This window comes from Streptomyces sp. NPDC040545 (assembly GCF_055595065.1).
The window spans coordinates 1-25302 of sequence record NZ_JBVIWA010000008.1 but is presented as its reverse complement, the minus strand read 5'-3'; the positions used below and the strand labels follow the sequence as shown (position 1 = coordinate 25302).

Here is a 25302-nt window from a genome sequence, read left to right as displayed (position 1 = left end):
CCGGACACGGGCCACCGGGGTTCTCACCCGAACGAGTGAGGGGCACGTCCGGTGGTCCGGACGTGCCCCTCACGCGTGTACGAAGCGGCTACGCGCCCCGGAGCACCGCCCCGGTCCGCTCGCCCGCCAGGGCCACCGCCGCGTCGCGCGCGGCCGTGGACTCCTCGGCGGTCAGCGTCCGGTCGGCCGCGCGGAAGCGCAGCGCGTAGGCCAGGGACTTCTTGCCCTCGCCGACCTGCTCACCGGTGAACACGTCGAACAGCCGCAGCGATTCGAGGAGTTCGCCCGCGCCCTTGCGCAGCGCGGCCTCCACCGAGGACGCCGGGACCGACGCGTCGACGATCAGCGCCACGTCCTGGGTCGCCACCGGGAAGGAGGAGATCCGCGGGGCCCGGAGGGCCTCGCCGCCGGCCGCCGCGAGGCGGTCCAGGTCGAGCTCCATGGCGCTGGTGCGGGCCGGCAGGCCCATCGCCTTGACCACGCGCGGGTGCAGCTCACCGGCGTGGCCGATGACCTGCTCGACCCCGCCGAGGGTGACGACCAGCTCGGCGCAGCGGCCCGGGTGCCAGGGGCCGTACTGGCCCTGGCGGACCACCAGCTCGGCGCCGGCCTCGACGGCCAGCGCGCGGGCGGCCTGGACCGCGTCCGCCCAGTCGGCCGGACGGCCCTTGCCCCACCAGCCGGCCTGCTCGCGCGCACCGGCCAGCACGACCGCGGCGTACCGCGGCTGCGCCGGCAGGGCCGCGTTCAGGGTGGCGATCTCCTCGTCCGTGGGACGCCGGTCGACGGGCAGCCGTACGGCGACACCCGGCTGGGCGGCGGCCCGGAAGACCGAACCGGTCTCGAAGAGCGCGAGGTCGTGGCTGCCCCGGCTGTCGTTGCGGCGCAGCGCGCCGAGCAGACCCGGCAGCAGCGTGGTGCGCAGCGCCGGCTCCTCGTCGGAGATCGGGTTGACCAGCTTGACGACCTGGCGGGCGACGTCGTGCGCGGGGAGCTGGAGCTGGTCGAAGACGCCCTCACCGATGAACGGGTAGCTGAGCGCCTCGACGTAGCCCGCGCCGGCCAGCGCGCGGCCGACCCGGCGGTGCAGCTGCTGCCGGGCGGTCAGACCGCGGCCGGAGGGCACCTGCGGGAGGGTCGACGGGAGGTTCCCGTAGCCCTCCAGCCGGATGACCTCTTCGGCGAGGTCGTTGGGCGCGGCGAGGTCGGGCCGCCACGAGGGGACGGTGACGACGAGCTCGTCCTGGCCGTAGACGTCGCAGCCGATCTCCTGGAGGCGGCGCACGACGGTCTCGCGGCCGTACTCCATGCCCGCCACCCGGTCCGGGTGGTCCGCGGGCATGGCGATGGTGCGCGGCGCGCCCGGGGCGACGACCTCGGTGACGCCCGCCTCGGCGGTGCCGCCCGCGAGGAGCACGAGCAGGTCGACGGTCCGCTGTGCGGCCGCGGCGGCGGCCTGCGGGTCGACGCCCCGCTCGAAGCGCTTGGAGGCCTCGGAGGACAGCTTCAGACGGCGGGCGGTGCGCGAGATCGACACGGAGTCGAAGTGCGCGGCCTCGATGACGACGTCCGTGGTCCCCGTGACCTGGCCGGTCGAGCCAGAGGGATCAAAAGGTGTGGTGACGGAGTCGGCGATCTCGGTGTTGGCACCGCCCATGACGCCGGCGAGGCCGATCGGCCCGCTGTTGTCGGTGATCACCAGGTCCTCGGCGTCAAGCTTGCGCTTGACCCCGTCGAGGGTGATCAGCTCTTCACCCTGCTCAGCCCGACGCACACCGATCGGCCCCTCGACGGACGAGCGGTCGTAGGCGTGCAGCGGCTGACCGAGCTCCAGCATCACGTAGTTGGTGATGTCCACGGCGAGCGAGATCGGGCGCATGCCCGCCTTCTGCAGGCGGCGGGTCAGCCAGATCGGGGAACGCGCGTCGGGGTCGAGACCGGTCACCGTGCGGGCGGTGAAGCGGTCGCAGCCGGCCGGGTCGTCGACCTTGACCGGGTAGCCGTACGAGTTCGGCGCGGGCACGTCGAGCAGCGCCGGGTCGCGCAGCGGCAGGCCGTAGGCGGTGGCCGCCTCACGGGCGACACCGCGCATGGACATGCAGTAGCCGCGGTCCGGGGTGATGTCGATGTCGAGGACCTCGTCGACGAGCTGGAGCAGCTCGATCGCGTCGGTGCCGACCTCGTGCTCGGGCGGCAGCACGATGATGCCGTGCGTGCCGTCGTCGCCCATGCCCAGCTCGTCGCCGGAGCAGATCATGCCGTGCGAGGTGCGGCCGTAGGTCTTGCGCGAGGCGATCGCGAAGTCCCCGGGCAGGACCGCGCCGGGCAGCACCACGACGACCTTGTCGCCGACGGCGAAGTTCCGGGCGCCGCAGACGATCTCCTGCGGCTCGCCGGTGCCGTTGGCCTGACCGACGTCGACCGTGCAGAAGCGGATCGGCTTGCGGAAGCCCTCCAGCTCCTCGATGGTCAGCACCTGACCGACGACGAGCGGGCCCTTGAGGCCGCCGCCGAGCTGCTCGACTGTCTCGACCTCGAGGCCGGCGTCGACCAGCTTGGCCGCCACGTCACGGCCGGTTTCACCCGCGGGGAGATCGACGTACTCCCGCAGCCAGGAAAGCGGGACGCGCATCAGATCTCACTCCCGAACGGCCGGGTGAAGCGAACGTCACCCTCGACCATGTCTCGCATGTCTTCGACGTTGTGGCGGAACATCAGCATCCGTTCGATGCCGAACCCGAAGGCGAACCCGCTGTACTTCTCGGGGTCCACACCGCAGGCGACGAGCACCTTGGGGTTGACCATGCCGCAGCCGCCGAGCTCGATCCAGCCCTCGCTGGAGCAGGTACGGCACGGGCGGTCGGGGTTGCCCACCGACTCACCGCGGCACACGTAGCACTGCATGTCCATCTCGGCGGACGGCTCGGTGAAGGGGAAGAAGTGCGGGCGCAGGCGCGTGGTGGTGCCCTCCCCGAAGAGCTCCTGGACCATGTGGTCCATGGTGCCCTTGAGGTCCGCCATGGTCAGGCCCTCGTCCACGGCGAGCAGCTCGACCTGGTGGAAGACCGGGGTGTGCGTCGCGTCGAGCTCGTCGGTGCGGTACACCCGGCCCGGGCAGACGATGTAGACGGGGGGCTTGCGCTCCAGCAGCGAGCGCGCCTGCACCGGGGAGGTGTGGGTGCGCAGCACGACGCCGGACTCGTCGCCCTGGGTGCCCTCGGGCCCCTGGACGAAGAAGGTGTCCTGCATCTGGCGCGCCGGGTGGTCGGGCGTGAAGTTGAGGGCGTCGAAGTTGAACCACTCGGCCTCCACCTCCGGCCCCTCGGCGACCTCGTACCCCATGGCCACGAAGATGTCCGCGATGCGGTCCATCAGCGTGGTCAGGGGGTGCCGGGCGCCGGCGGGGACGCGGTCGTAGGGCAGCGTGACGTCCACGGCCTCCTCGACCAGCACCCGCTCGTCGCGCTCCGCCTCGAGCGCGACCGTGCGGGCCCCGAAGGCCTTGTTCACGGCGCCGCGGGCCTGGCCCACGCGCTTGCCCGCCTCGGCCTTGGCCTGCGGGGGCAGCGCGCCGATCTCGCGGTTGGCGAGCGCCAGGGGCGAGCGGTCGCCCATGTGCGCGGTCTTCGCCTCACGCAGCGCGTCGAGGTCGCCGGCGGACGCGAAGGCGGCGAGCGCCTCGTCCCGCATGCGCTCGATCTCTTCCGGTTTCAGTGCCTCGACCTCGACAGGGTCGTACGACTTGTTCGGTGCCGACATCTCTTCCCGTACTTCCGATGGCTGGCTGGATGGGTCCCCCGCGCGACGCGCAGGACGCGCTCGGCACAAGGACACAAAGGTGCCAAAGGACGAGTCTAAAGGCCGCTGGGGGTGGAGGAGCCCGTGGGCCGCCTGCCGAGACTCTCCGCAGGGCTACTGCGTGAGGTACGCGGGCGCGCTCACGGGCAGGATAAATCGGAACTCGGCGCCGCCGCCGGGGCCGCGGCCGACCGTGATGGTCCCGCCGTGGGCCTCCACGATGCCCTTGACGATGTACAGGCCCAGGCCGGTGCCGCCGCGCTTGCTCCCCCGCCAGAAGCGGGTGAAGACGCGGCCCATCGACTCCTCGGGGATCCCGGGGCCTTCGTCGGTCACGGTGACGGCGGTTCCCTTCTCATGCGGCGATACACCGATGGTGACCGTTCCCTCTCCGTGGCGCACCGCATTTTCCAGGAGGTTGCCGAGGATCTGGTCGATCTTGTCCGGATCGGCCCACAGATCGGGGAGCGGGCGGCTGACGCTCACGAGGAACCGCTCGGGGTCCTGCCCGTTCGCGGTGAGCGCCTGCACGTGGCGGCCGACGGCGGTGGCGATGTCCACCGGCTGGCGGCGCACCTCCAGTCGGCCGGAGTCGATGCGGGAGATGTCGAGCAGCTCGGCGATGAGGCGGGTGACCCGGTTGGCGTCGGCGTCGACCGTCTCCAGCATCAGCCGCTTCTGGTCGTCGGTGAACCGTTCCCACTTGGCGAGCAGGGTGGCCGTGAACCCCTTGACCGAGGTCAGCGGGGAGCGCAGCTCGTGGGCGACGGTGGCGATGAGCTCGGCGTGGCTGCGCTCGGTGCGCCGGCGGGCCTCGGTACCGCGCAGGGTGACCACCAGGCGGCGCAGCGGGCCGGTGGGGTGCGTACGGACGTAGCTGGCGGAGACCAGCACCTCGCGCCCGCCCGGGAGCAGCAGGTTCCGCTCGGGCTGCCCGCGGCGGGTGGCGAGGCCCCCGTACGGGTCGGTCAGCGCCCACCAGCGGCGGCCTTCGAGGTCCTCGAGCGGGAGCGCCCGCTCGATGCGCGTGCCGAGCGCCTGGGCGGGGTCGGTCGCGGTCATCCGGGCCGCGGCCCGGTTGAAGCAGATCACGTGCCCGGTGGCGTCGGCGACGACGAGCCCGTCGGGCAGGCAGTCGGGGTCGATCCCGAAGGCGAGCCCCTCACCGGGGGCCCCGCCGCCCAGGACCGCCCCGCGGGCCGCGCCCTGCGGCGGTACGCCGCGCAGCGCGTCGGAGGCGCGTGCGGGGGGCACGGCATCGACGGGCCCGCCCGTACGGGCGCAGAGGCCGGCCGGCAACGGCGGACCGGCCGACGTGTCGGCCTCCGGCGAGCTGTTCGTACCGACGATCATGTCCCCGTACCCCACATCTCCGAGTAGCGCAGTGGGCCCCCCGGGCCGCCACATTACTAGCTGGGGGTCACAGAGCGGCACCCTCCGGGCGCCCGCTGTGCACGCGCGGACGCGTAGAGGCACACGGCGGCGGCCGTCGCCAGGTTCAGGCTCTCCGCCTTCCCGTGGATCGGGACCCGTACGACGGCGTCCGCCAGGGCCCTGGTCTCCTCCGGCAGACCCCAGGCCTCGTTGCCGAAGACCCAGGCGGAGGGCCCGCCCATGGTGCCCGCGTCCAGCTCGGCGTCGAGGTCGTCGTCACCGGCGCCGTCGGCCGCCAGGATGCGTACCCCGGCCGCCCGGAGCCCCTCTACGGCCTGCTCGACCGGAACGCCGACCGCGACCGGAAGGTGGAAGAGGGAGCCCACGGAGGCCCGTACCGACTTGGGGTTGTAGAGGTCCACGGAGGCGTCGGTCAGCACCACCGCGTCGGCGCCCGCGGCGTCCGCGCAGCGCAGCACCGTACCGGCGTTGCCGGGGTCGCGGACGTGCGCGAGGACGGCGACGAGCTTGGGCCGGGCCTTCAGGATCTCCTCGAACGGGGAGTCCAGGAAGTGGCAGACACCGACCAGGCCCTGCGGGGTGACGGTCTGGGAGACCTCGGCGAGCACCTCGTCGGAGGCGTAGTGCACGCGGGCACCCGCGTCCAGGGCGGCCTCGATGATCCCGGAGTAGCGCTCGGCGGCCTCGACGGTGGCGAACAGCTCGATCAGGGTCGACGCGCCCGTGGGACCGCGGTGCTCGACGGCCTCGCGGACGGCCTGCGGGCCCTCGGCGATGAAGCGGCGCTCCTTGGTGCGGAAGTTGCGCCGCGCCAGGCGCCTGGCGGCGGCCACCCGCGGGGACCGGGGGGAGATCAGCTCGTCGGGGTGACCCATGGTGTGTGCGGTTCTCTTTCGGGGTTCCGGGCGGGACGGGGGCTGGACGGGGCGGCGCGGGGCCGCGCGGCGCGGAAAGCACACGGACCCGCAGGCGAATGCCTGCGGGTCCGTGGGGGCCGGCCCTGGGTGAGCTGGGCCGGCTAGCCCTTAGGCAGCGGCCTTGGGGGCGTTGACGTCGGCCGGAAGCGCCTTCTGCGCGACCTCGACGAGCGCGGCGAACGCGTTGGCGTCGTTGACGGCCAGCTCCGCGAGGATCTTGCGGTCCACCTCGATGTTGGCGGCCTTCAGACCCTGGATGAGGCGGTTGTACGTCATGCCGTTCTGGCGGGCAGCGGCGTTGATGCGCTGGATCCACAGCTGACGGAAGTCGCCCTTGCGCTTCTTGCGGTCGTTGAAGTTGTAGACCAGCGAGTGGGTGACCTGCTCCTTGGCCTTGCGGTACAGGCGCGAACGCTGACCGCGGTAGCCGGAGGCCGCCTCGAGGATCGCCCGGCGCTTCTTGTGGGCGTTTACTGCCCGCTTGACGCGTGCCACTTTTTAACTCCTTGTAGCGGGGCCGTGGGTGTCTTCACACGGCCCGAAATTCGATGGGGTCCCGGTCTCGACGTGCGTCCGCTCCCGGCAGGGGGAGCGGAGACGTCAGATGCCGAGAAGCTTCTTGATCTTCGCGGCGTCGCCGGGGGCCATCTCCGCGGTGCCGGTGAGGCGGCGGGTGACACGGGACGACTTGTGCTCGAGCAGGTGGCGCTTGCCGGCGCGCTCGCGGAGCACCTTGCCGGAGCCGGTGACCTTGAAGCGCTTCTTGGTACCGCTGTGCGTCTTGTTCTTCGGCATGGCGCCGTTATCTCCTCGTCGGTGGCGCTCCCACCGGTCCGGTACGGGACCGGCTTACGGGAGCGTCATGTTGTGTCGGGTGATCCCGGGACGGGCTGTCCAGGAATCAGGCCTCGGCGTTCGCCTCGTCGGCCGGAGCCTCTTCGGCAGCGGCCTCGGTGGCCTCGGCGGAGGCGACCTCGGTGGTGTCATCGACCTCGACGGCGGCGTCCTCGGAAGGAGCCTCGTCATCGGTGTGGGCGACACCCTGGCGCTCCGCCTTGCGGGCGGCCTGCGCCTCGCGGGCTTCGGCCATCGCCTCGGTCTTCTTCTTGTGCGGACCGAGGACCATGATCATGTTTCGGCCGTCCTGCTTCGGGTTCGACTCGATGAACCCGAGGTCCTCGACGTCCGAGGCGAGACGCTGCAGCAGTCGGTAACCGAGTTCCGGCCGGGACTGCTCGCGACCACGGAACATGATCGTGATCTTGACCTTGTCGCCCTGCTTGAGGAACCGAACGACGTGACCCTTCTTGGTGTCATAGTCGTGCGGGTCGATCTTCGGCCGGAGCTTCATTTCCTTGATGACCGTGTGCGCCTGGTTCTTGCGCGCCTCACGGGCCTTCATGGCCGACTCGTACTTGAACTTGCCGTAGTCCATGAGCTTGCAGACCGGCGGGCGTGCGGACGCCGCGACCTCGACCAGGTCGAGGTCGTACTCCTGCGCGAGCTCAAGCGCCTTGGCAAGCGGCACGATGCCGACCTGCTCGCCGCTGGGACCGACAAGCCGTACCTCGGGAACGCGAATCCGGTCGTTGATGCGGGGCTCGGTGCTGATGGATCCTCCTCGGTAGCACCACACGGCTGCCTGGCAGACAGCCGCTGACGTGTATTTCCGTCAGACCGACCGCAGCGGGGAGAATGAAAAAAGCCCCGCCGGGCACAGGCAGGGGCTCCAAAACAACCGGAACACCGTCGCGTGCGAACCGCGGGGCGTAAACTCGGGCAGCTTTCCATCGTCCGTACGGAACGATGGATGCCGCCTGACCGGTGACCCGCCGCCCCGGAGGGCAGTCAGGTGGGAGAACGGAGCCTCCACTTGTGGGCCGGGCACAGAAGTGTCCGGCCGGTCGAAGTACATACTAGCACCCGCGCCGCAAGCCCGCCGCACGGCATATCGTGGGGCGCATGACTGACGCGACACCCCCCACCGAACCCGCTGCCGACGGCGCCCCCGACTACGACACCATGACCCGCGACATCGCGGACGTGCCCGCCGTCGAGGTGATCACCACGGTGGCCGTGCACCTGCTGAGCGCCGCGGCGGTCAACCTGGGCCTGGACAAGCCGGACTCCGAGCACAAGGACCTCGACGAGGCCCGCAAGCTGATCACGGCCCTGGCCGGCCTGGTCACCGCGAGCGCCACCGAGATCAGCTCCTTCCACGCCGCCCCGCTGCGCGACGGCCTGAAGTCGCTCCAGCTGGCCTTCCGCGAGGCCTCGATCGTGCCGGACGAGCCGGGCCAGGGGCCGGGCGAGAAGTTCACGGGTCCCGTCTTCGGCTGAGCCCGTACCGGAAGGACACCATGACGACGGCCGGTGCACCCCGCGTGGGGTGCACCGGCCGTCGTCATGTCCGGGGGATGTCCGGGGGCCGCGCGGCCGCGGCCCGCGGTCAGCGGGTGAACAGGGGCTCGCCGGGCGGAGCCGGAGCGTCCGACGGGAGCAGCGCCAGGTCCAGCCCGCGGACCAGCCGGGCCCGCAGGGTGGTGTCCGCCGCCAGCGCCTCGGCGACGCGCCGGGCCGCGGCGGGCGCCTGCGCGCCCTCGGCCAGCACGATCGCCAGGGTCCCGTCGGAGTCCGCGCCGCCCGGGCCGAGGTGGGCGCGCAGCACGGCCGGCTCCGCAGACACGGCGGCCCGTACGGCCTCCCGTACGGCGGGGTCGGCCAGCGGGCCCGCGTCGGTGCGGCCCTCGGCGAGCGCGAGCAGTGCGGAACCGGTCAGCTGGTAGGTGACGGGGCCGGCCAGGTCCAGGACCACGGTGTCGGCCTTCTCGTGCGCGGCGGCCGCCAGCGCCTGGTGCAGCGGGACGGCCACCGGCCGGGCCGCGGGGTCCCAGAGCGCGAGCGAGGCGATGGAGGTGAAGGCGGGGAGCGCCCGCCGGTCGCCCGCCCGCAGGGTCGGGACGGCCATGTCGCTGGTCTTCTCGCGCCTCAGGCCCGTCTCCGGGTCGGTCTCGACCTCACCGAGGACGGCGACCACCGGGACCAGCAGGCGGGCGCCCTTCAGCGCGGCCAGCACCTCCGGCTCCTTCGCCCGGTCCTCGGACCAGGCGGCCAGGGCCGCGGTCAGCCGGGGATCGGCGGAGCCGTCGTCGTCGGAGAATCCCGGGTCGGGAATGTTCTTGTTCGCCATGTTCGCCACAGTTACCCGACCCTACTGTGCCGCGTACGGGTCCTCGCCACGCCCCCGGCCGCCCCGGCGCGGGCGCCGCGCGAGTACGGCGGCCAGGACGAGCAGCACCGCCCCGGCGACCGCGGCCGCCGGGGCTCCCAGCCGGGCGCCCCGCTCGGGCGGGCGGACCGGCTCGGGGCCGGGGCCGAAGTACGTGCGCCCGGCCGCGGCGGGCACGGGCGCGGGAGCGTCCGGGCGCATCCCCTCGGCGGCCTGGAGGGCGGCGACGGGATCGACCAGCCCGTGACCGCGGGCGTCGTCTCGGCCGCCGGCCGGGGAGTCGGTGGCGGTCGCCTCCAGCAGCTTCTTCACCTGAGCCGGCGTCAGGTCGGGGTGCGCGGCCAGGACGAGGGCCACGGCGCCGGAGACGAAGGCCGCCGCGGCGCTGGTGCCCCAGCCCTCGTAGTACGAGCGGTCGGGGTCGGCGATGACGACGTCGACGCCGGGGGCGCTGACGGTGGCGTACCAGTTGCGGGTGGAGAACTTGGCCTTCTTGCCGCGGCGGTCGACGGCGGTGACGGCGATGACCCCCGGATAGGCGGCCGGGTAGGAGACGCGGTCGCCCGCCTCGCCGCCGTTGCCCGCGGAGGCCACGACGACCACGCCCTTGGCGAGGGCGTACTGGACGGCCTCGTCCTCCCCCGCCTCGTGGTGGGCGGAGTCGCTGTCGTCGCCGAGGGACAGGTTGATCACGTCGGCGCCGTGGTCCGCGGCCCAGCGGATGCCCTCGGCGAGGGATCCGCCCTTGCTGTCGCGGGCCTTGGCGCGGCCCGGGTCGCCCTCTTCGAGGATCACCCGGACGGGCAGGATCCGTGCCTGCGGGGCCATGCCGAGGACGCCCTGGCCGCGGCTGGGGCCGTGGCCGTGCCCGGCGATGATGCTCGCCATGGCGGTGCCGTGGCGGGCCCAGGCGCGGTCGCCGGGGCCGGCCCCCATGCCGATGAGGTCGGTGCCGGCGAGGACCTGACCGGAGAGGTCGGGGTGGGACTCGTCGACGCCGGTGTCGAGGACGGCGACGGTCACTCCGGCGCCGCGGGTGGTGCCCCAGGCCTCCTCGGCGCGCAGGGCCAGCAGGCCCCACTGGCGGTCGCGGATGTCGTCGGCGGTGGCGGGGGTCGCGGTGGCGGACACGAGGAGGGTCGCGGCGAGCAGGGCGGCGGCAGCCTGCCCGGAGGCCCTGCGGATCATCGGGTGGGCTCCGGGGTGCGTGCTGCGGGCGTGGCGGGCGGTGCGGGTGGTGCGGCGAGGAAGGCGAGGCCGTGGCCGACGCGGTCGGCGAGCGCCTGGGCCTCGTGGCCGAGGCCGGCCTGGGCGGCGGCGCCCGTGGCGTCCTTCTTCATCAGGTCCGCGGCGGGGTGGGGTGCGTCCAGGGCGCGGCCGTCGGCGAAGGCGGAGACGGTGTAGACGACGACGGGTGCCTCGGTGAGTACGGAGGTGGCCCAAGCGGCGCGCTGCGCGTCGGTGAACCCGTACGCGGGCGGGGCGGGGATCCGGCCCTGGAGGGCGGTCATCGCGGGGGCGTCGGCGGGGGTGAAGACCATGCCGACGGTGATCAGCGAGCTGCGAGTGGCGTCGGTGTAGGTGGCGCGCAGTACGCGGGTGCAGCCGGTGGCGGCCAGCAGGGCCTGCCAGTCGGCGGCGAGGGCGGCCGGGCAGTCGGCGTCGGGGGCGAGCGCGATCCGGGTCCAGGTGCGGTCGGAGCCGCCGGGGCCGGCGGAGGGGCCGGTCAGGACGGGCGGGAGCAGGCTGTCGACGGGGGCGGCCCGCCACAGCGATCCGGCCTTGCGGTAGGCGGCGTCGGCGGGGAGGGGGCGGGCCGCGGCGCGGTGTTCGGCCCAGGTGGTGAGGGCGGCCCCGCCGACGAGGCCGCTGCCGAGGAGCACGCTGAGCGTGGCGGCGAGGACCCGTACGGGGTGGCGGCGCGTGTTCGCGTGCGCGGGCTCAGGTTGGGGCGGGGTCGGCTCTGGCTCGCCCAGGATCGCGGTCCGCGGTGTCGTCGTGGTCATCCGGCGGCTCCGCCCCCCGTTCCGTACGGCTGCCTGCCCGTACTCTACGACGTCACCACCACAGGGTGGATCCCGGTACCACCGATCCAGCCCCGCCGGCGTTCGAGGCGCGGGGTTCGGGGCGGAGCCCCGGTCCCTGAGGCGCGCCCGAGCAGCCGGCCGCACCACCCCGGCCCCGTCGGCGACCGCGTCGCAGGGCTCCGGGGCGGAGCCCCGGCCGATCCAGCCCCGCCGGCGTTCGAGGCGCGGGGTTCGGGGCGGAGCCCCGGTCATTGAGGCGCGCCCTGGCAACCGGCCGCACCACCCCCGGCCCGTCGGCGCCCGAGGCGCGGGGCACTACCCACCGGTAGAGACCTCTGGCAAGCTGCCGCCCATGAACTCCCCCGCCACCGACCGCGCCCGGTACGACCGGGCGACCGCGCACCTGGACGCGCCGCTGGCCATCGTGGATCTCGACGCCTTCGACGCCAACGCCGACGACCTCGTCCGCCGTGCCGCCGGCAAGCCGGTCCGGGTCGCGAGCAAGTCGGTCCGGTGCCGCGCGCTGCTGGAGCGGGTCCTCGCCCGCCCCGGGTTCGCCGGGATCATGTCGTACACCCTCGCCGAATCGCTCTGGCTGGCCCGGTCCGGGTTCGAGGACGTGCTCCTCGCCTATCCCTCCGCCGACCGGGCCGGCCTCGGCGAGCTGGCGAACGACGCCAAGCTGGCCGGCGCCGTCACGGTGATGGTGGACGACCTCGCGCAGCTGGACCTGATCGACGCCGCCCGGGACGGCGGTGCCGAGGAGGTCCGGGTCTGCCTGGAGCTGGACACGTCCCTGCAGCTGCTCGGCGGCCGGGTACGGATCGGGGCCCGCCGCTCCCCGCTGCGCGAGCCCGCGCAGCTGGCCGGGCTGGCCCGGGCGGTGGCCGACCGTCCCGGGTTCCGGGTCGTAGGGCTGATGGCGTACGAGGGTCATGTCGCCGGGGTCGGGGACTCGCTGGCGGGTCGCCCGCTGCGGTCCCGGACGATCCGGCTGATGCAGGGCGCGGCCCGCAGGGAACTGGCGGCGCGGCGGGCCGAGGTGGTGCGGGCCGTGCGGGCCGTCGTACCGGACCTGGAGTTCGTCAACGGCGGCGGTACCGGCAGCGTGCAGCAGACGGCCACCGAGGACGCGGTGACCGAGATAGCCGCGGGTTCGGGCCTGTACATGCCCCGGCTGTTCGACAACTACACGTCGTTCAGCGGGCGTCCGGCGGCCCTGTTCGCCCAGCCCGTGGTGCGCAGGCCCGGGGTGGGGGTGGTGACGGTGCTCGGGGGCGGTTATCCGGCTTCCGGTGCGGCCGGGGCGGACCGGCTGCCGGTGCCGTACCTGCCCCGGGGGCTGCGCTACGACCCGCAGGAGGGCGCGGGCGAGGTGCAGACCCCGCTGCTGGGGAGCCCGGCCGACGATCTGCTGATCGGCGACCGGGTCTGGTTCCGGCACGCGAAGGCGGGCGAACTGTGCGAGCGGTTCGACACCTTGCACCTGATCGAGGGCGATCGGGTGACCGACAGCGTGCCGACCTACCGGGGTGAGGGGCGGACCTTCCTCTAGATACGGGCCAGTGCTGTGACCGGCAAGGGTCACCGGGCCACAGCACTAGATGCGGGTGACGGGCTTGTGGACGAAGCCGGTCAGCGGTGCGAGGACCTTCCAGTCGAGCGTTTCGTACAGCGCCCGGCCCTGGGCGGTCGCGCCCAGGATGCCGGTGGCCGCACCGTTCTCGACGGCCGCGCCGGTGAGTGCGCCCATCACCACCGTCCCGAGGCCGCGGCGCTCGTGGGCCTGACAGCCATCGCCCGCCGAGCCTCGTGGGCCCGCTCGCCGGTCGTCTGGTACACGGAGTCCGTCTGGTCGGGGACGACGCTCCGGTCGTCCCGCAGGACCGGTCCCTTGGTGCCGTCGTGGTCGACGTAGCCGGTCGTCGCGCACGGGTAGGGGTCGGCCTTGCGCTTCTTGGGCTCGATGAACATGGGGTTGACGATCCAGCGGCCGTCGCTGTTGTCGTACGCCCGGCACATCAGCTCGTTCTTGTTGCGGTTCACGACGAGGCGCAGGGCGGTGGCGTCGCGCAGGAACGAAATGTCGGTGTCGGAGTCGCCGGCGGCGAACACCTGGCGGCGGCCGGCGGGCTGGACCTTTTCGGCGGCCGCGCCCCGTACGCCGAAGATCTCCTTGTTGATCCAGCAGCGCTTGCCGTCGATGTAGGTGATCATCGTGTCGGCGCCGTCCCGGACGGTTCCGCAGCCCTGGAGGTGGGCGGTGAACTTTCCGCCGTGCGTGGTGGTGTTGCGGATGCCTATGACGTGGCCGGCCTCGATGCCGGCGCTCTGGGCCCAGACCTCGACCACGGGCTGCGGCGAGGCGGAGCTGATCCACACGTCGAAGCCGGCCTTCTGCAGACCCTTGATGAGGTCCTTCTGCTGGTCGTAGTAGCGGACCCAGCCGGTGGCGGTGGTCGTGGTGCCGACCCGCTGCGTGGCGCCGACGGGCGCGGCGAGGTTCTCTGCGCGGGCGGCGGCGGCGAAGCCGCGGATCTCGCGCGCGGTCCAGCCCTGCATCAGCTGGGGGAGCCAGGCGTACGAGGGTTCGGTGGTGCGGCGGTCCCAGCCGGCGAAGGCGGGGGCGCCGGCGCGGGTCGCGGCGGTGCCGTAGACGGCGTTGATCTCGTCGGCGCAGGCGGCTCCGGCCGGGGTTCCGGTGGGCAGCGGGGCGCCGGGGCGGGCGAGGGCGGCGCAGGCGTCGGCCAGGGCCTCGGTGGCGGCGGGGGTGAGGTGGCGGCTGGTGGTGGACCAGTCGCCGGCGGCGGGCTGGCGGATCCGGCCGTTGCGCAGGAGCCAGAACATGGTGGCGTCGCCGACGTCGTTCTTGACGACGGTGTTGTCCCAGTCGAAGACGGCGACGGGCTTGGTGCGGCTGGTCCGGTACGGGTCGCAGCTGCCGTACCGGTCGATGAGCTGCTGGAGGCGGGCCTGGTTGTCCCCGTACCAGCCGGAGCCGACGGTGACCCGGGGACAGGGGGTGTGCGCGGCCTGGGCCGGCGGTGCCGCGAGGAGGCCGGATCCGGTGACCGCGGCGAGGGCGAGGGGGGCTGCCCATTTTCTCTGCATGCTGCTCCTTCGAGGGTCGGACAGCCCTGAAGGACCGGCCGGGCACCTGGTGGTGCCCGGCCGGCCGGGGTGCGGTGCTGCGCGGTGCCGGTGTGGCTACAGCGGGGTCACGTACGCGCCGGAGATACCGCCGTCGACGAGGAAGTCGGTGGCGTTGATGAAGGAGGAGTCGTCGCTGGCGAGGAAGGCGACGGCGGCGGCGATCTCGGTGGGCTCGGCGAAGCGGCCCAGCGGGATGTGGACGAGGCGGCGGGCGGCGCGCTCGGGGTCCTTGGCGAACAGTTCCTGCAGCAGGGGGGTGTTCACGGGCCCCGGGCACAGGGCGTTGACACGGATGCCCTCGCGGGCGAACTGCACGCCGAGCTCGCGGGACATGGCCAGGACCCCGCCCTTGGAGGCGGTGTAGGAGATCTGGGAGGTGGCGGCGCCCATGATGGCGACGAAGGAGGCGGTGTTGATGATGGAGCCGCGGCCCTGGCGCTGCATGTAGGGCAGGGCGGCCTTGCAGCACAGGTAGACGGAGGTGAGGTTGACGTCCTGGACGCGCTTCCAGGCCTCCAGGCCGGTGGTCAGGATGGAGTCGTCGTCCGGGGGCGAGATGCCCGCGTTGTTGAAGGCGATGTCCACGGAGCCGTAGGTGTCGAAGGCGGTCTTGAAGAGCGCCTCGACCTCCTCGGGGCTGGTGACGTCGACCTTGACGAACAGACCGCCGACCTCCTCGGCGGCGGCCTTGCCGGCCGTCTCGTCGATGTCCGCGCAGACCACGCTGGCGCCTTCGGAGGCCAGGCGGCGGGCGGTGGCGAGGCCGATGCCGCTGCCGGCTCCGGTGATGACGGCGGTGCGGCCGACCAGGCGGCGGCAGATGATCTCTTCGTTGGACATGTGCTTCAGGCCTCCGTGCTGATGAAGACGTTCTTGGTCTCGGTGAATGCGGTGAGGGCGTCGGGTCCGAGCTCGCGGCCGAGGCCGGACTGCTTGTAGCCGCCGAAGGGGGTCCAGTAGCGGACGCTGCTGTGGGAGTTGACGGACAGGTTGCCGGCGGCGACGGCGCGCGAGACGCGCAGCGCGCGCCCGATGTCGCGGGTCCAGAGGGAGCCGGAGAGGCCGTACTCGGTCGCGTTGGCCAGGCGTACGGCGTCCTCCTCGTCCTCGAAGGGCAGGACGACGGCGACCGGTCCGAAGACCTCCTCGGCGGCCACGGGCGCGGTGGGGGCGACGTCCGTGACGAGGGTGGGCGGGTACCAGAAGCCGGGGCCTTCGGGGGCGGTGCCGCGGATGGCGGTGAGGTCGTCGGTGACGAAGGACCGTACGCGGTCCAGCTGGGCCCGGGAGATCAGCGGGCCCATCTGGGTCTTCTCGTCGAGCGGGTCGCCCACGGTCACGGCCGCGATGCCGGGGGCGACGAGCTCCAGGAAGCGGTCGTAGGCGGAGCGCTGTACGAGGATGCGGGTGCGGGCGCAGCAGTCCTGGCCGGTGTTGTCGAGGAAGGCCATGGGGGCGGCGGCCGCCGCTGCTTCCAGGTCGGCGTCGGCGAAGACGATGTTGGGGCTCTTGCCGCCGAGTTCGAGGGTGACGCGCTTCACCCGGTCGGCGCACTTGGCCATGATCTGCTTGCCGACGCGGGTGGACCCGGTGAAGACGATCTTCGCGACGCCGGGGTGTTCGACGAGTGCGTCGCCGGCGACGTCCCCGCGGCCGGGGAGCACCTGGAAGAGGTGCTCGGGGATCCCGGCTTCGAGGGCGAGTTCGGCGAGGCGCAGGGCGGTCAGCGGGGTGGTCTCCGCGGGCTTGAGGATGACGGCGTTGCCGGCGGCGAGGGCCGGGGCCAGGCCCCAGGCGGCGATCGGCATGGGGAAGTTCCACGGGGCGATCACGCCGATGACGCCGAGGGGTTCGAGGAAGGTGATGTCGATGCCGCCGGCGACGGGGATCTGGCGGCCGGAGAGCCGTTCGACTCCCCCGGCGGCGAAGTCGAGGAGGTCGCGTACGTTGCCCGCTTCCCAGCGGGCGTTGCCGATGGTGTGGCCGGCTTCGCGGACCTCCAGCTGGGCCAGTTCCTCGATGTGGCCGTCGACGACCGCGGCGAAGCGGCGCAGCAGCCGGGCCCGGTCGGCGGGGGCGGCCGCCGCCCAGGCGCGCTGGGCCGCGGCGGCCCGGGTGACGGCGGCGTCGACGTCGTCCCGTGTGGCGGCCGGGACGACGGCGACGGTTTCCTCGGTGGCCGGATTCAACACTTCCAGCGCATCGGACACGTGGTGCCTCACAGTTTCGTTCGGTGGCGTGCGGTGGCTACAGGCGTTCGAAGGAGCGGCGCAGCTCCCAGTCGGTCACCGCGGAGTCGTAGGCGTCGAGTTCCACGCGGGCCATGTTCCGGTAGTGCGCGACCACTTCGGGGCCGAATGCGGCCTTGGCGATCTCGCTGTTCTCCCAGAGCTCGGCGGCCTCGCGCAGGGTGGCGGGGACGTGTGCGTAGTCGGCGGTGTAGGCGTTCCCGCCGCAGGCCTCGGGGAGCTCCAGGCGGTGCTCGATGCCGTAGAGCCCGGCCGCGACCAGGCCGGCGACGGCGAGGTACGGGTTGACGTCGCCGCCGGGGAGGCGGTTCTCGAAGCGCATGGAGCGGCCGTGGCCGACGACCCGGAGTGCGCAGGTCCGGTTGTCCACGCCCCAGGCGACGGCGGTCGGCGCGAAGGATCCTGGCCGGAAACGCTTGTACGAGTTGATGTTCGGGGCGTAGAGAAGGGAGAAGTCGCGCAGCGCGGCCAGCTGGCCGGCCAGGAAGTGCCGCATCACCGGTGACATTCCGCCTGGGCCGTCCCCGGCCATCGCGTTGCGTCCGTCGGCGTCGGCCAGCGAGAGGTGGATGTGACAGGAGTTGCCCTCGCGCTCGTCGAACTTGGCCATGAAGGTGAGCGAGACACCTTCCTGGGAGGCGATCTCCTTGGCTCCGGTCTTGTAGACGGAGTGCTGGTCGCAGGTGGTGAGCGCCTCGTCGTAGCGGAAGGCGATCTCGTGCTGGCCGAGGTTGCACTCCCCCTTGGCCGACTCGACGATCAGGCCCGCGGCCTGCATCTCGTTGCGGATCCGGCGCAGCAGGGGTTCGATGCGGCCGGTCCCGAGGACGGAGTAGTCGATGTTGTACTGGTTGGCCGGGGTCAGGCCGCGGTAGCCCGAGTTCCAGGCCTGCTCGTAGGTGTCCTGGAAGACCATGAACTCCAGCTCGGTGCCGACCATCGCGGTGTAGCCGGCCTCGGCGAGGCGCTCCAGCTGGCGGCGCAGGATCTGCCGGGGTGCGGCGACGACGGGCGAGCCGTCGTTCCAGGCGAGGTCGGCGAGCAGGAATGCGCTGCCGGGGTTCCACGGGATGCGGCGCAGGGTGGCGAGGTCGGGGTGCATGGCGAAGTCGCCGTAGCCCCGGTCCCAGGAGGACATCTCGTAACCGTCGACGGTGTTCATGTCGGTATCGACGGCGAGGAGGTAGTTGCAGCCCTCGGTACCGTGCTCGAGGACCTCGTCGAGGAAGAACTGTGCGGCGAACCGCTTGCCCTGGAGCCGCCCCTGCATGTCGGGGAAGGCCAGGACGACTGTGTCGATCTCACCGCTGGCGACGAGGGAGCGGAGCTCCTCGGGTGCGAGCGGCGGCTTGCGGTCTACCACTGGAATCTCTCCTTCGGTGAGCCGAGGAGGCCTAAGGTATTGAATAGAACCATTGCTTGGGAAGGGGAGGAGCCGAGATGACCGATACGGCCAGCGAAGGCGGCGCCACCGCACGGCTGAATCCCGTGCTGCGGCAGGTGCGGGCGGGCAACGGTTTCGAGGAGGCGCTGGAGCAGATCCTCCAGGTGGTCCGGCTGGGTCTGGTACCGGGCGGCGAACGGCTGCCGCCCGAGCGCGAGCTGGCGGAGCGCATGGGGATCAGCCGGGTGACCCTGCGCGAGGTGCTGAAGGTGCTGCAGGACCAGGGGCTCGTGGAGGCCCGGCGCGGGCGGTACGGCGGAACGTTCGTGCTGCCCCGGCCCGACACCCCGGCCGGCGGCGCCGAGGAGGAGCTGCGCCGGCGCGTCGCGGGGGTGGACATCGAGGACGTCCTGCGGTTCCGCGAGGTCCTGGAGGTGGGGGCGGCCGGGCTGTGCGCCTCCCAGGGTCTGACCGAGGAGGGCACCGAACGGCTGCTCGGCGCCCTGGCCGCCACCCATGACGCCCCGCTCGCCGACTATCGCCGCCAGGACACGCTCTTCCACCTCACCCTGTGCGAACTGGCCGGGTCCGCCACCCTGACGGCCCAGTACGCCGCCGTCCGGGCCACCGTGAACGACCTGCTGGACTGCATCCCGCTGCTCGTGCGCAACCTGGAGCACTCCCAGCAGCAGCACAGCACGCTGGTGGAGGCGGTGCTGGAGGGCGACGCCGCCGGGGCCCGGGAGACCATGCGCGAGCACTGCTGCGGCACGGCCGCGCTGCTGCGGGGCTTCCTGACCTGAGCGGCGCCGGGGGGGCGGCCCGAGAGGCTTTCGTAACTTCTGTTTAACGCAGAGGTCTTGCGCACTCCGCCCCTCTAAGGCAAAGGTACGCCCCACAACCATTGCCCTGAGGCAGGAGCGCACGATGGCCGACGACATCGAGGCACGGCTCACCGCCGTACCCGCACCCACCACGTCCCCCGACGGCGGGGACAGCCCCGACGAATACCTCGCGCGCCGGACGCTGCGCCGCGGCAGCGCCGGCTGGCTGCTCCTCACCGGTCTCGGCGTCGCCTATGTCGTCTCCGGGGACTTCTCCGGCTGGAACGTCGGCCTCGACAAGGGCGGCTTCGGCGGCCTCGCCATCGCCACCGTCCTCATGGGCGCGATGTACGCCTGTCTGGTCTTCTCGCTCGCCGAGCTGTCCACCATCCTGCCGACCGCGGGCGGCGGCTACGGCTTCGCCCGCCGCGCGCTCGGCCCGTGGGGCGGATTCCTCACCGGCACCGCCATCCTCATCGAGTACATCCTGGCCCCGGCCGCGATCGTCATCTTCATCGGCGACTACGTCGAATCCCTCGGCCTCTTCGGACTCACCTCCAGCTGGCCCGTCTACCTCGGCTGCTTCGTCATCTTCATCGGCGTCCACCTCTGGGGCGTCGGCGAGGCGCTCCGCTTCAGCCTCGTCGTGACCGCGATCGCCGTCGCCGCGCTGCTGATCTTCGCGGTGGGGGCCTTCACCGAGTTCGACCCCTCCGGCCTGAACGACATCCCCGTCGACGCGGACGCCTTCGGCTCGAACTCCTGGCTGCCGCTGGGCGTCCTGGGCATCTGGGCCGCGTTCCCCTTCGGCATGTGGTTCTTCCTCGGCGTGGAAGGCGTACCGCTGGCGGCCGAGGAGGCCAAGGACCCGGTCCGCTCGATGCCGAAGGCCCTCTCCATCTCCATGGGCATCCTCGCCCTGCTCGCCCTGATCACCTTCTTCGCCGCGACCGGCGCCCAGGGCGCCGACGCCGTCAAGGCCGCCGGCAACCCGCTGGTCGTGGCCCTGGAAGGCGACGGCGGCCCGACCGCGCTCAGCCGCTTCGTGAACTACGCGGGCCTGGCCGGCCTGGTGGCCTCCTTCTTCTCCCTCATCTACGCGGGCTCGCGCCAGCTCTTCGCCCTCTCCCGGGCCGGCTACCTGCCCCGCTTCCTCTCGCTCACCTCGAAGCGCAAGGCCCCGTACCTGGGCCTGATCATCCCCGGCGCGATCGGTTTCGCCCTCGCCGCGGCCACCGGCGACGGAGCCCGCATGCTCAACATCGCGGTGTTCGGCGCCACCATCTCCTACGCCCTGATGGCCCTCTCGCACATCGTGCTGCGCCGCCGGGAGCCGGACCTGGAGCGCCCGTACCGCACCCCGGGCGGGATCCTGACCTCCTCGGTCGCCTTCGCACTCGCCCTGTCGGCCCTGGTCGCCACCTTCCTGGTGGACAAGGACGCCGCGTTCATCGCCCTGGCCGTGTACGCCGTCGCCCTCGCCTACTTCGCGATCTACAGTCGGCACCACCTGGTGGCCTCGGCCCCGGAGGAGGAGTTCGCGGCTCTCGCGGAAGCCGAGGCGGAACTGTCCCGCGACTGAAACCCTGTTCCTGCCCTGCTCTGCCCCTGCTGGAGGTAACGAACGTGCCCAGGCCGCTCATCGGCATCACCACCTACGTCGAGGATTCCACCCGCTACGGCGTGTGGGACCTCCCGACATCCCTCGTACCGACCGGGTACTACGAACTCGTCCAGGCGGCGGGCGGCGCGGCCGTGCTGCTCCCGCCGGACGAACCCGGGTCGGCGGCGGAGGTGCTGAGCCGGGTGGACGGCCTGGTCGTCGCGGGCGGCCCGGACCTGGACCCGGTGCACTACGGAGCCGCGCGCGACTCCCGTACGGGCGCCCCCGCCACGGTCCGCGACCACTGGGAGCTGGCCCTGATCGCCGCCGCGCTGGACGCGGACCTTCCCCTGCTCGGCATCTGCCGGGGCATGCAGGCCCTGAACGTGGCCCTGGGCGGCACGCTGATCCAGCACATCGACGGCCACTTCGAGACCCCGGGGGCCATCTCCTGGCACCCGGTCCGCCCGGTCCCCGGCACCCGGTACGCGGACCTGGTCCCGGAGGAGGCGCAGGTCCCGACCTACCACCACCAGGCCGTCGACCGGCTGGGCCGCGGTCTGGTCGTCTCGGCCCACGCGGTCGACGGCACGGTGGAGGCGATCGAACTGCCCGACCCGCAGCGGTGGGTGCTGGGCGTCCAGTGGCACCCGGAGCGGGACAAGGACACGCGGGTGATGTCCGCCCTGGTCGAGGCGGCCTCCGTCCGCACCGCGGTACCGGTGGGCTGACGCCCGCACCCCCTCCGCCCCTCCCCTCACGCCCGATGGCGCGGGCTGGGGGGGCCGAGGTGCGTGGCCGCCCGCCCCGATTGGCCGGTCGCCCGGCGGCCGCGCAGGCTGGAAGGGTGCGGACCGAGGCAAAGGGCACGGCATCCGGCCCGGTGTCCGGGTTCCTGGAGAACCCGGTCATCGGAATGGCCCCGTGGATCGTCTTCTCACTGCTGGTCGGCCCGGGGCGGTTCGAGCTCGCGGTCGGACTGGCGCTGGCCACGGCCGTCGCGCTCATCGCGGCGAGCCACCTGATCAACCGCGGCAGCAGCTGGAAACTCCTCGAACTGGCCGACGTGGTGTTCTTCGCCTCGATGGCCGTCGTCGGAGCCCTGGCGAGCGAGGGGACCCTGCGCTGGCTGGAGACGTACGCGGGCGAGGTCGCGAACATCACCCTGGCCGTGATCGCCTTCGGCTCGATGGCGGTGGGAATGCCCTTCACCCTCCAGTACGCCCGTGAACAGGTCGATCCGTCGCACTGGCGCGCTCCCGGCTTCATCCGCGCCAACTACGTGATCACGGGCGTGTGGGGTGCGGCCTTCGTGGTGGCGGCCCTCGCGGGCGCCTACGGGGACCTGGTCCTGCACAACCCGAACAACATCTGGACCGGCTGGATCATCCAGATCCTGGCCATCGTCGCCGCGCTGAAGTTCACCGTCTGGTACCCGGACGTGGTCCGCGCCCGCGCGGTCCGCGAAGCCACCGGCAAGGGCCCCGAACCACCCGGCCCGGCGGGACTGCTGCTGCCGCTGGCGGGCCTGCTGGTGCCGATCGGGATCGCCGTCCTGATCTTCGACAACATGTGGTGGCTGGGCGTCGCCCTGATCGTCGTGGGCTCGCTGCTGACGAAGCGGCTCAGCTCGGAGAGCTGAGCCGCCCCGCGCGGCCGCGGACTGTTCAGGTGTTCCTCACTCGGGCCGGACGAAGACCACAGACCGCAGTTCGAGGCGCTCCGTGCCGTAGCCCGTGCGCGGCCGCAGCGCGAACTCCCGGCCCGTGCAGTCCGGCTCCGTGAACACGAGCGCCACCTCGTCGGTCCGGTTGCGGGGCGAGTGCGCCGGGGAACTGGCCGCGGGGTCGGCCACCTCGGGCAGCGTGATGCACTCCCCGCTCGGCGGGTTCTCCAGTACGACCCTCAGCGGCCTGCCGTCGAGACCGGCGACCGTGTACTGGAACTGTCCCTCCGCGGCCGAAGCCGACGTCGGGATCGTGAGCAGCAGGGTGACGGCGCCGAAGGCGGCGACGGCGGCATGGCGAAGACGCATCTGGGTTCCCCTCGGGAGAGCGACAAACGTGCAGGAGCCACCTTTCCGGCCTCGCACACCCCGGTCACCGTCCGCACCGCGCCGAATCGATCCCTCTTCCCCCGAACGGCCCAGACGGCCCGGACGGCGGCCCGGGCGGCCCAGACCCCCCTAGGCCGTCTCTTCCGGATCTTGTCGAGCCCGGCCCGCCCGGCACGGCACCTCGCCGCGTTGTCGGGGCGCCCGAGTACGTCCAGTACACGGGCGCCCCTCCGCCTTGCGATGTACCGCACCGGACGACCCGGGCTCACCCGACAAGATCCGAAAGAGACGGCCTAGATCCGGCGGTGGGTCAGGGACAGCAGGTCACGGGCCGGGCCCGCCGGGCGGGAGCCCGTCGGCCAGACCGCCCGCAGGGCCCGGTCGAGCGGCGCGCCCGACACCGGGACCTCCACCAGCCGCCGCGCGCCCAGTTCGTCCCCGACCGCCAGCTCCGACAGCACGCACGGCCCCGCACCGCTCAGCGCCGCCGCCTTCACCGCCGTGGTCGACGCCAGTTCCAGCAGCGGCTCGGCCAGCCCGCCGGCCGAGGCCAGCGCGGCGTCCAGGACCTGTCGCGTGCCGGAGCCCCGCTCGCGCAGGATCAGCGGGGTGGAGGCCAGTTCCGCCGCCGCCACCCCCTTGGCCCGGCGCGCCCACGGGTGGCCCGGGGCCACGGCCACGACCAGGCGGTCCTGGGCGATCACCGCCGAGTCCAGTCCCTCGGGCACGGTCAGCCCCTCCACGAAGCCGAGGTCGGCCTCGTGCGCGAGGACCCGTTCGGCGACGACCGCCGAGTTCCCGGCGTGCAGGGACACCGCCGTGTCCGGGCGCTGCCCGCGCAGGGCGATCAGCCAGCCCGGCAGCAGGTACTCCGCGATGGTCATGCTGGCGGCCACCCGCAGCCGCGAGTCCCGCCGCCCGCGCAGCGCCTGCGCCCCCGCGTCGAAGGCCTCCGCCGCCTCCACCACCCGCCGGGCCCAGTCCGTGACGAGCGCCCCCTCGGCCGTCAGCGTCGACCCCCGCGGCGAGCGGTCGACCAGGGCCACGCCGAGCCGGGTCTCCATCGCCCGGATCCGGCTGCTCGCCGCGGGCTGGGTGATGCCCAGCCGCCGGGCCGCGCCGCTCAGGCTGCCGATCCGTGCGACCGCGAGCAGCAGTTCCAGCGCGCCCAGGTCCGGTACCCGGTGCGCCAGCGGAACCCACTCCTCATTACCCATAACATCAGTTTATGGCCTCATAGGGAGATGACCTCTGCCGCCCCGTCCGCCCGGGCACGAGGCTGGAGCCATGGCCACCACCCTCGTGCGACCCCGCACTCACACCACTCCCGCGGTCCGGGCCCACAAGGCCCCGGCACTGCGGCACCTCGGGCCCAACTGGTACGCCTGCGTCATGGGCACGGCGATCCTCGCCAACGCCGGGGCGACCCTCCCCTACCAGCTCCCCGGCCAGCGCGTGGCCTGCCAGCTCGTCTGGGCGCTGTCCGCCGCCGTCCTCGCCGTGCTGCTCACGGCCCGCGCCGGGCACTGGCTCCACCACCGCGACCAGGCCCGCGCCCATCTCCTCGACCCGGCCGTCGCCCCCTTCTACGGCTGCCTCGCGATGGCCCTGCTGGCCGTCGGCGGCGGCACCCTCATCGTCGGCAAGGACCTCATCGGGACCGGCGCCGCCGTCGCCGTGGACGCCGTGCTCTTCACCGCCGGTACCGCGATCGGCCTGGTCATGGCCGTGGCCGTGCCCTACCTGATGGTCGTACGGCACAAGGTCGAGCCCGGACAGGCCACCCCCGTCTGGCTGCTGCCCCTGGTCTCCCCCATGGTCTCCGCCGCCCTCGGCCCGCTGCTGATACCCCACCTGCCCGCCGGCCAGCCCCGCGAGACCCTGCTGCTCGCCTGCTACGCCATGTTCGGGATCAGCCTGCTCGCCACCCTGCTGATGCTCCCCCTGATCTTCGGCCGGCTGATCGTGGGCGGCCCCCTCCCCCTGGCCCTGACCCCGACCCTGTTCCTGGTCCTCGGCCCCCTCGGCCAGTCCACCACCGCCGTCAACCAGCTCGCCGATGTCGCCCCCCACTCGATCGACGGCGCCTACGCGGGCGCGCTGGGCGCCTTCGCCGTGGTCTACGGGGTCCCTGTGATGGGCTTCGCCCTGCTGTGGCTGGCCCTGGCCGCGGCCATGCTGGTCCGGGCGGCCCGGGGAGGCATGGGCTTCGCGATGACCTGGTGGGCCCTGACCTTCCCCGTCGGCACCTGCGTCACGGGTGCCGCCGGCCTGGCCCACCACACCGGCCTGACCGCCTTCGCCTGGCTCGCCGCCGCCCTCTTCCTCGGCCTGCTGACCGCCTGGCTCCTGGCCGCCGCCCACACCCTCCGCGGCCTGCTCTCCGGCCGCCTGCTGGCCAGCTAGCCCGGATCTCCCCGGCCCGCGGGGCCGGGCAGGGGTGTCTCCTCGGCTCGGCGCGTGCGGGCATGTCTCGGCCGTACCGGCGGTCGCGGACCGGGATCCGGGCGCGGTGTGGGCCGGTGCGCGGGGCCGGGGAGGGGTGTCTCCTCGGCTCGGCGCATGCGGGCAATCTCGGCCGTACCCGGTGGTCGCGCGCTCGTCCTGCGGGGACACCCCTCCCCGTCCCCGCTCCCCACGCGCCGGGGCGGCTTCGGGGCACTGCCG

Annotated in this window: 24 protein-coding genes; 7 read left to right on the top strand and 17 right to left on the bottom strand. The window is 73.0% G+C overall.

The genetic code is table 11. The features are described 5' to 3' along the window. Nucleotides 1-88: 88 nt before the first annotated feature. The 7 genes from pheT to infC all read right to left on the bottom strand — a co-directional run bounded on the left by pheT (nucleotide 89) and on the right by infC (nucleotide 7746). The gene (gene pheT, locus ACZ573_RS17435; protein ID WP_471304718.1) at nucleotides 89-2632 is read right to left on the bottom strand and encodes a phenylalanine--tRNA ligase subunit beta; all 2544 of its coding nucleotides are present in this window, start codon (nucleotides 2630-2632) and stop codon (nucleotides 89-91) included. Then, nucleotides 2632-3759: a phenylalanine--tRNA ligase subunit alpha gene (pheS, locus tag ACZ573_RS17430; RefSeq protein WP_030012061.1), complete on the bottom strand. Its 1128-nt coding sequence runs from the start codon at nucleotides 3757-3759 to the stop codon at nucleotides 2632-2634. Before pheS ends, pheT begins: the two co-directional genes overlap by 1 nt. Before the next feature lie 153 nt (nucleotides 3760-3912). Then, entirely contained in the window at nucleotides 3913-5151 is a 1239-nt protein-coding gene (locus tag ACZ573_RS17425; protein ID WP_471304715.1) for a sensor histidine kinase, read from the bottom strand. Between the two features lie 56 nt (nucleotides 5152-5207). Next, the gene (locus ACZ573_RS17420; RefSeq protein ID WP_393782212.1) at nucleotides 5208-6068 is read right to left on the bottom strand and encodes a TrmH family RNA methyltransferase; all 861 of its coding nucleotides are present in this window, start codon (nucleotides 6066-6068) and stop codon (nucleotides 5208-5210) included. Nucleotides 6069-6218: 150 nt separating this feature from the next. Next, nucleotides 6219-6605 (bottom strand): 50S ribosomal protein L20, encoded by a 387-nt coding sequence (gene rplT / locus ACZ573_RS17415; protein ID WP_007263143.1) that lies wholly within the window; start codon nucleotides 6603-6605, stop codon nucleotides 6219-6221. Between the two features lie 105 nt (nucleotides 6606-6710). Further along, on the bottom strand, nucleotides 6711-6905 hold the full coding sequence (gene rpmI / locus ACZ573_RS17410) for a 50S ribosomal protein L35 (RefSeq protein WP_266598480.1): 195 nt from the start codon (nucleotides 6903-6905) through the stop codon (nucleotides 6711-6713). 106 nt (nucleotides 6906-7011) lie between these two features. Further along, on the bottom strand, nucleotides 7012-7746 hold the full coding sequence (gene infC, locus ACZ573_RS17405; protein WP_471304712.1) for a translation initiation factor IF-3: 735 nt from the start codon (nucleotides 7744-7746) through the stop codon (nucleotides 7012-7014). A gap of 326 nt (nucleotides 7747-8072) precedes the next feature. Between infC and ACZ573_RS17400 the strand changes: the two genes are divergently transcribed. Next, nucleotides 8073-8450, top strand: a complete 378-nt coding sequence (locus ACZ573_RS17400) for a DUF1844 domain-containing protein (protein WP_030723460.1) — start codon at nucleotides 8073-8075, stop codon at nucleotides 8448-8450. Nucleotides 8451-8559: 109 nt separating this feature from the next. Here the strand turns inward: ACZ573_RS17400 and ACZ573_RS17395 are convergent, their stop codons facing one another. The 3 genes from ACZ573_RS17395 to ACZ573_RS17385 are packed head-to-tail and all read right to left on the bottom strand — an operon-like array spanning nucleotide 8560 to nucleotide 11345. Then, the gene (locus tag ACZ573_RS17395; protein ID WP_471304709.1) at nucleotides 8560-9300 is read right to left on the bottom strand and encodes an SseB family protein; all 741 of its coding nucleotides are present in this window, start codon (nucleotides 9298-9300) and stop codon (nucleotides 8560-8562) included. A 21-nt stretch (nucleotides 9301-9321) separates the two neighbouring features. Then, the gene (gene mycP, locus ACZ573_RS17390; RefSeq protein ID WP_471304707.1) at nucleotides 9322-10527 is read right to left on the bottom strand and encodes a type VII secretion-associated serine protease mycosin; all 1206 of its coding nucleotides are present in this window, start codon (nucleotides 10525-10527) and stop codon (nucleotides 9322-9324) included. Next, complete coding sequence (locus ACZ573_RS17385; protein WP_471304704.1) at nucleotides 10524-11345, bottom strand: hypothetical protein; 822 nt, start codon at nucleotides 11343-11345, stop codon at nucleotides 10524-10526. Before ACZ573_RS17385 ends, mycP begins: the two co-directional genes overlap by 4 nt. A 373-nt stretch (nucleotides 11346-11718) precedes the next feature. Between ACZ573_RS17385 and ACZ573_RS17380 the strand changes: the two genes are divergently transcribed. Next, the gene (locus ACZ573_RS17380) at nucleotides 11719-12921 is read left to right on the top strand and encodes an amino acid deaminase/aldolase (RefSeq protein WP_471304702.1); all 1203 of its coding nucleotides are present in this window, start codon (nucleotides 11719-11721) and stop codon (nucleotides 12919-12921) included. 45 nt (nucleotides 12922-12966) lie between these two features. Here the strand turns inward: ACZ573_RS17380 and ACZ573_RS17375 are convergent, their stop codons facing one another. The 5 genes from ACZ573_RS17375 to ACZ573_RS17355 all read right to left on the bottom strand — a co-directional run bounded on the left by ACZ573_RS17375 (nucleotide 12967) and on the right by ACZ573_RS17355 (nucleotide 18131). Next, nucleotides 12967-13119 (bottom strand): hypothetical protein, encoded by a 153-nt coding sequence (locus ACZ573_RS17375; protein ID WP_471304699.1) that lies wholly within the window; start codon nucleotides 13117-13119, stop codon nucleotides 12967-12969. Continuing rightward, the gene (locus ACZ573_RS17370; RefSeq protein WP_471304697.1) at nucleotides 13119-14477 is read right to left on the bottom strand and encodes a haloacid dehalogenase-like hydrolase; all 1359 of its coding nucleotides are present in this window, start codon (nucleotides 14475-14477) and stop codon (nucleotides 13119-13121) included. The genes ACZ573_RS17375 and ACZ573_RS17370 overlap by 1 nt, the downstream gene beginning before the upstream one ends. Nucleotides 14478-14573: 96 nt before the next feature. Continuing rightward, the gene (locus ACZ573_RS17365; protein ID WP_471304694.1) at nucleotides 14574-15359 is read right to left on the bottom strand and encodes a 3-oxoacyl-ACP reductase; all 786 of its coding nucleotides are present in this window, start codon (nucleotides 15357-15359) and stop codon (nucleotides 14574-14576) included. Nucleotides 15360-15364: 5 nt separating this feature from the next. Beyond that, nucleotides 15365-16729, bottom strand: a complete 1365-nt coding sequence (locus ACZ573_RS17360) for an aldehyde dehydrogenase family protein (protein ID WP_471304692.1) — start codon at nucleotides 16727-16729, stop codon at nucleotides 15365-15367. 37 nt (nucleotides 16730-16766) lie between these two features. Then, nucleotides 16767-18131 (bottom strand): glutamine synthetase family protein, encoded by a 1365-nt coding sequence (locus tag ACZ573_RS17355; RefSeq protein ID WP_314249475.1) that lies wholly within the window; start codon nucleotides 18129-18131, stop codon nucleotides 16767-16769. A 77-nt stretch (nucleotides 18132-18208) separates the two neighbouring features. On the opposite strand from ACZ573_RS17355, the gene ACZ573_RS17350 reads away from it, so the two are divergent. The 4 genes from ACZ573_RS17350 (at nucleotide 18209) to ACZ573_RS17335 (ending at nucleotide 22221) form a co-directional block, all read left to right on the top strand. Then, nucleotides 18209-18955: a FadR/GntR family transcriptional regulator gene (locus ACZ573_RS17350; protein WP_382550406.1), complete on the top strand. Its 747-nt coding sequence runs from the start codon at nucleotides 18209-18211 to the stop codon at nucleotides 18953-18955. 124 nt (nucleotides 18956-19079) lie between these two features. Continuing rightward, complete coding sequence (eat, locus tag ACZ573_RS17345; protein WP_471304689.1) at nucleotides 19080-20558, top strand: ethanolamine permease; 1479 nt, start codon at nucleotides 19080-19082, stop codon at nucleotides 20556-20558. 44 nt (nucleotides 20559-20602) lie between these two features. Beyond that, on the top strand, nucleotides 20603-21310 hold the full coding sequence (locus ACZ573_RS17340) for a gamma-glutamyl-gamma-aminobutyrate hydrolase family protein (RefSeq protein ID WP_471304687.1): 708 nt from the start codon (nucleotides 20603-20605) through the stop codon (nucleotides 21308-21310). Nucleotides 21311-21426: 116 nt separating this feature from the next. Continuing rightward, nucleotides 21427-22221, top strand: coding sequence for a hypothetical protein (locus ACZ573_RS17335; protein ID WP_471304684.1), 795 nt, complete (start codon nucleotides 21427-21429; stop codon nucleotides 22219-22221). 36 nt (nucleotides 22222-22257) lie between these two features. On the opposite strand, the gene ACZ573_RS17330 is transcribed toward ACZ573_RS17335, so the two are convergent. Both ACZ573_RS17330 and ACZ573_RS17325 read right to left on the bottom strand, forming a co-directional pair. Continuing rightward, on the bottom strand, nucleotides 22258-22614 hold the full coding sequence (locus ACZ573_RS17330) for a hypothetical protein (protein ID WP_471304682.1): 357 nt from the start codon (nucleotides 22612-22614) through the stop codon (nucleotides 22258-22260). Nucleotides 22615-22928: 314 nt separating this feature from the next. Next, nucleotides 22929-23852, bottom strand: a complete 924-nt coding sequence (locus ACZ573_RS17325) for a LysR family transcriptional regulator (RefSeq protein ID WP_471304680.1) — start codon at nucleotides 23850-23852, stop codon at nucleotides 22929-22931. A 70-nt stretch (nucleotides 23853-23922) separates the two neighbouring features. On the opposite strand from ACZ573_RS17325, the gene ACZ573_RS17320 reads away from it, so the two are divergent. Next, nucleotides 23923-25041, top strand: a complete 1119-nt coding sequence (locus ACZ573_RS17320; protein ID WP_471304677.1) for a TDT family transporter — start codon at nucleotides 23923-23925, stop codon at nucleotides 25039-25041. Nucleotides 25042-25302: the final 261 nt, after the last annotated feature.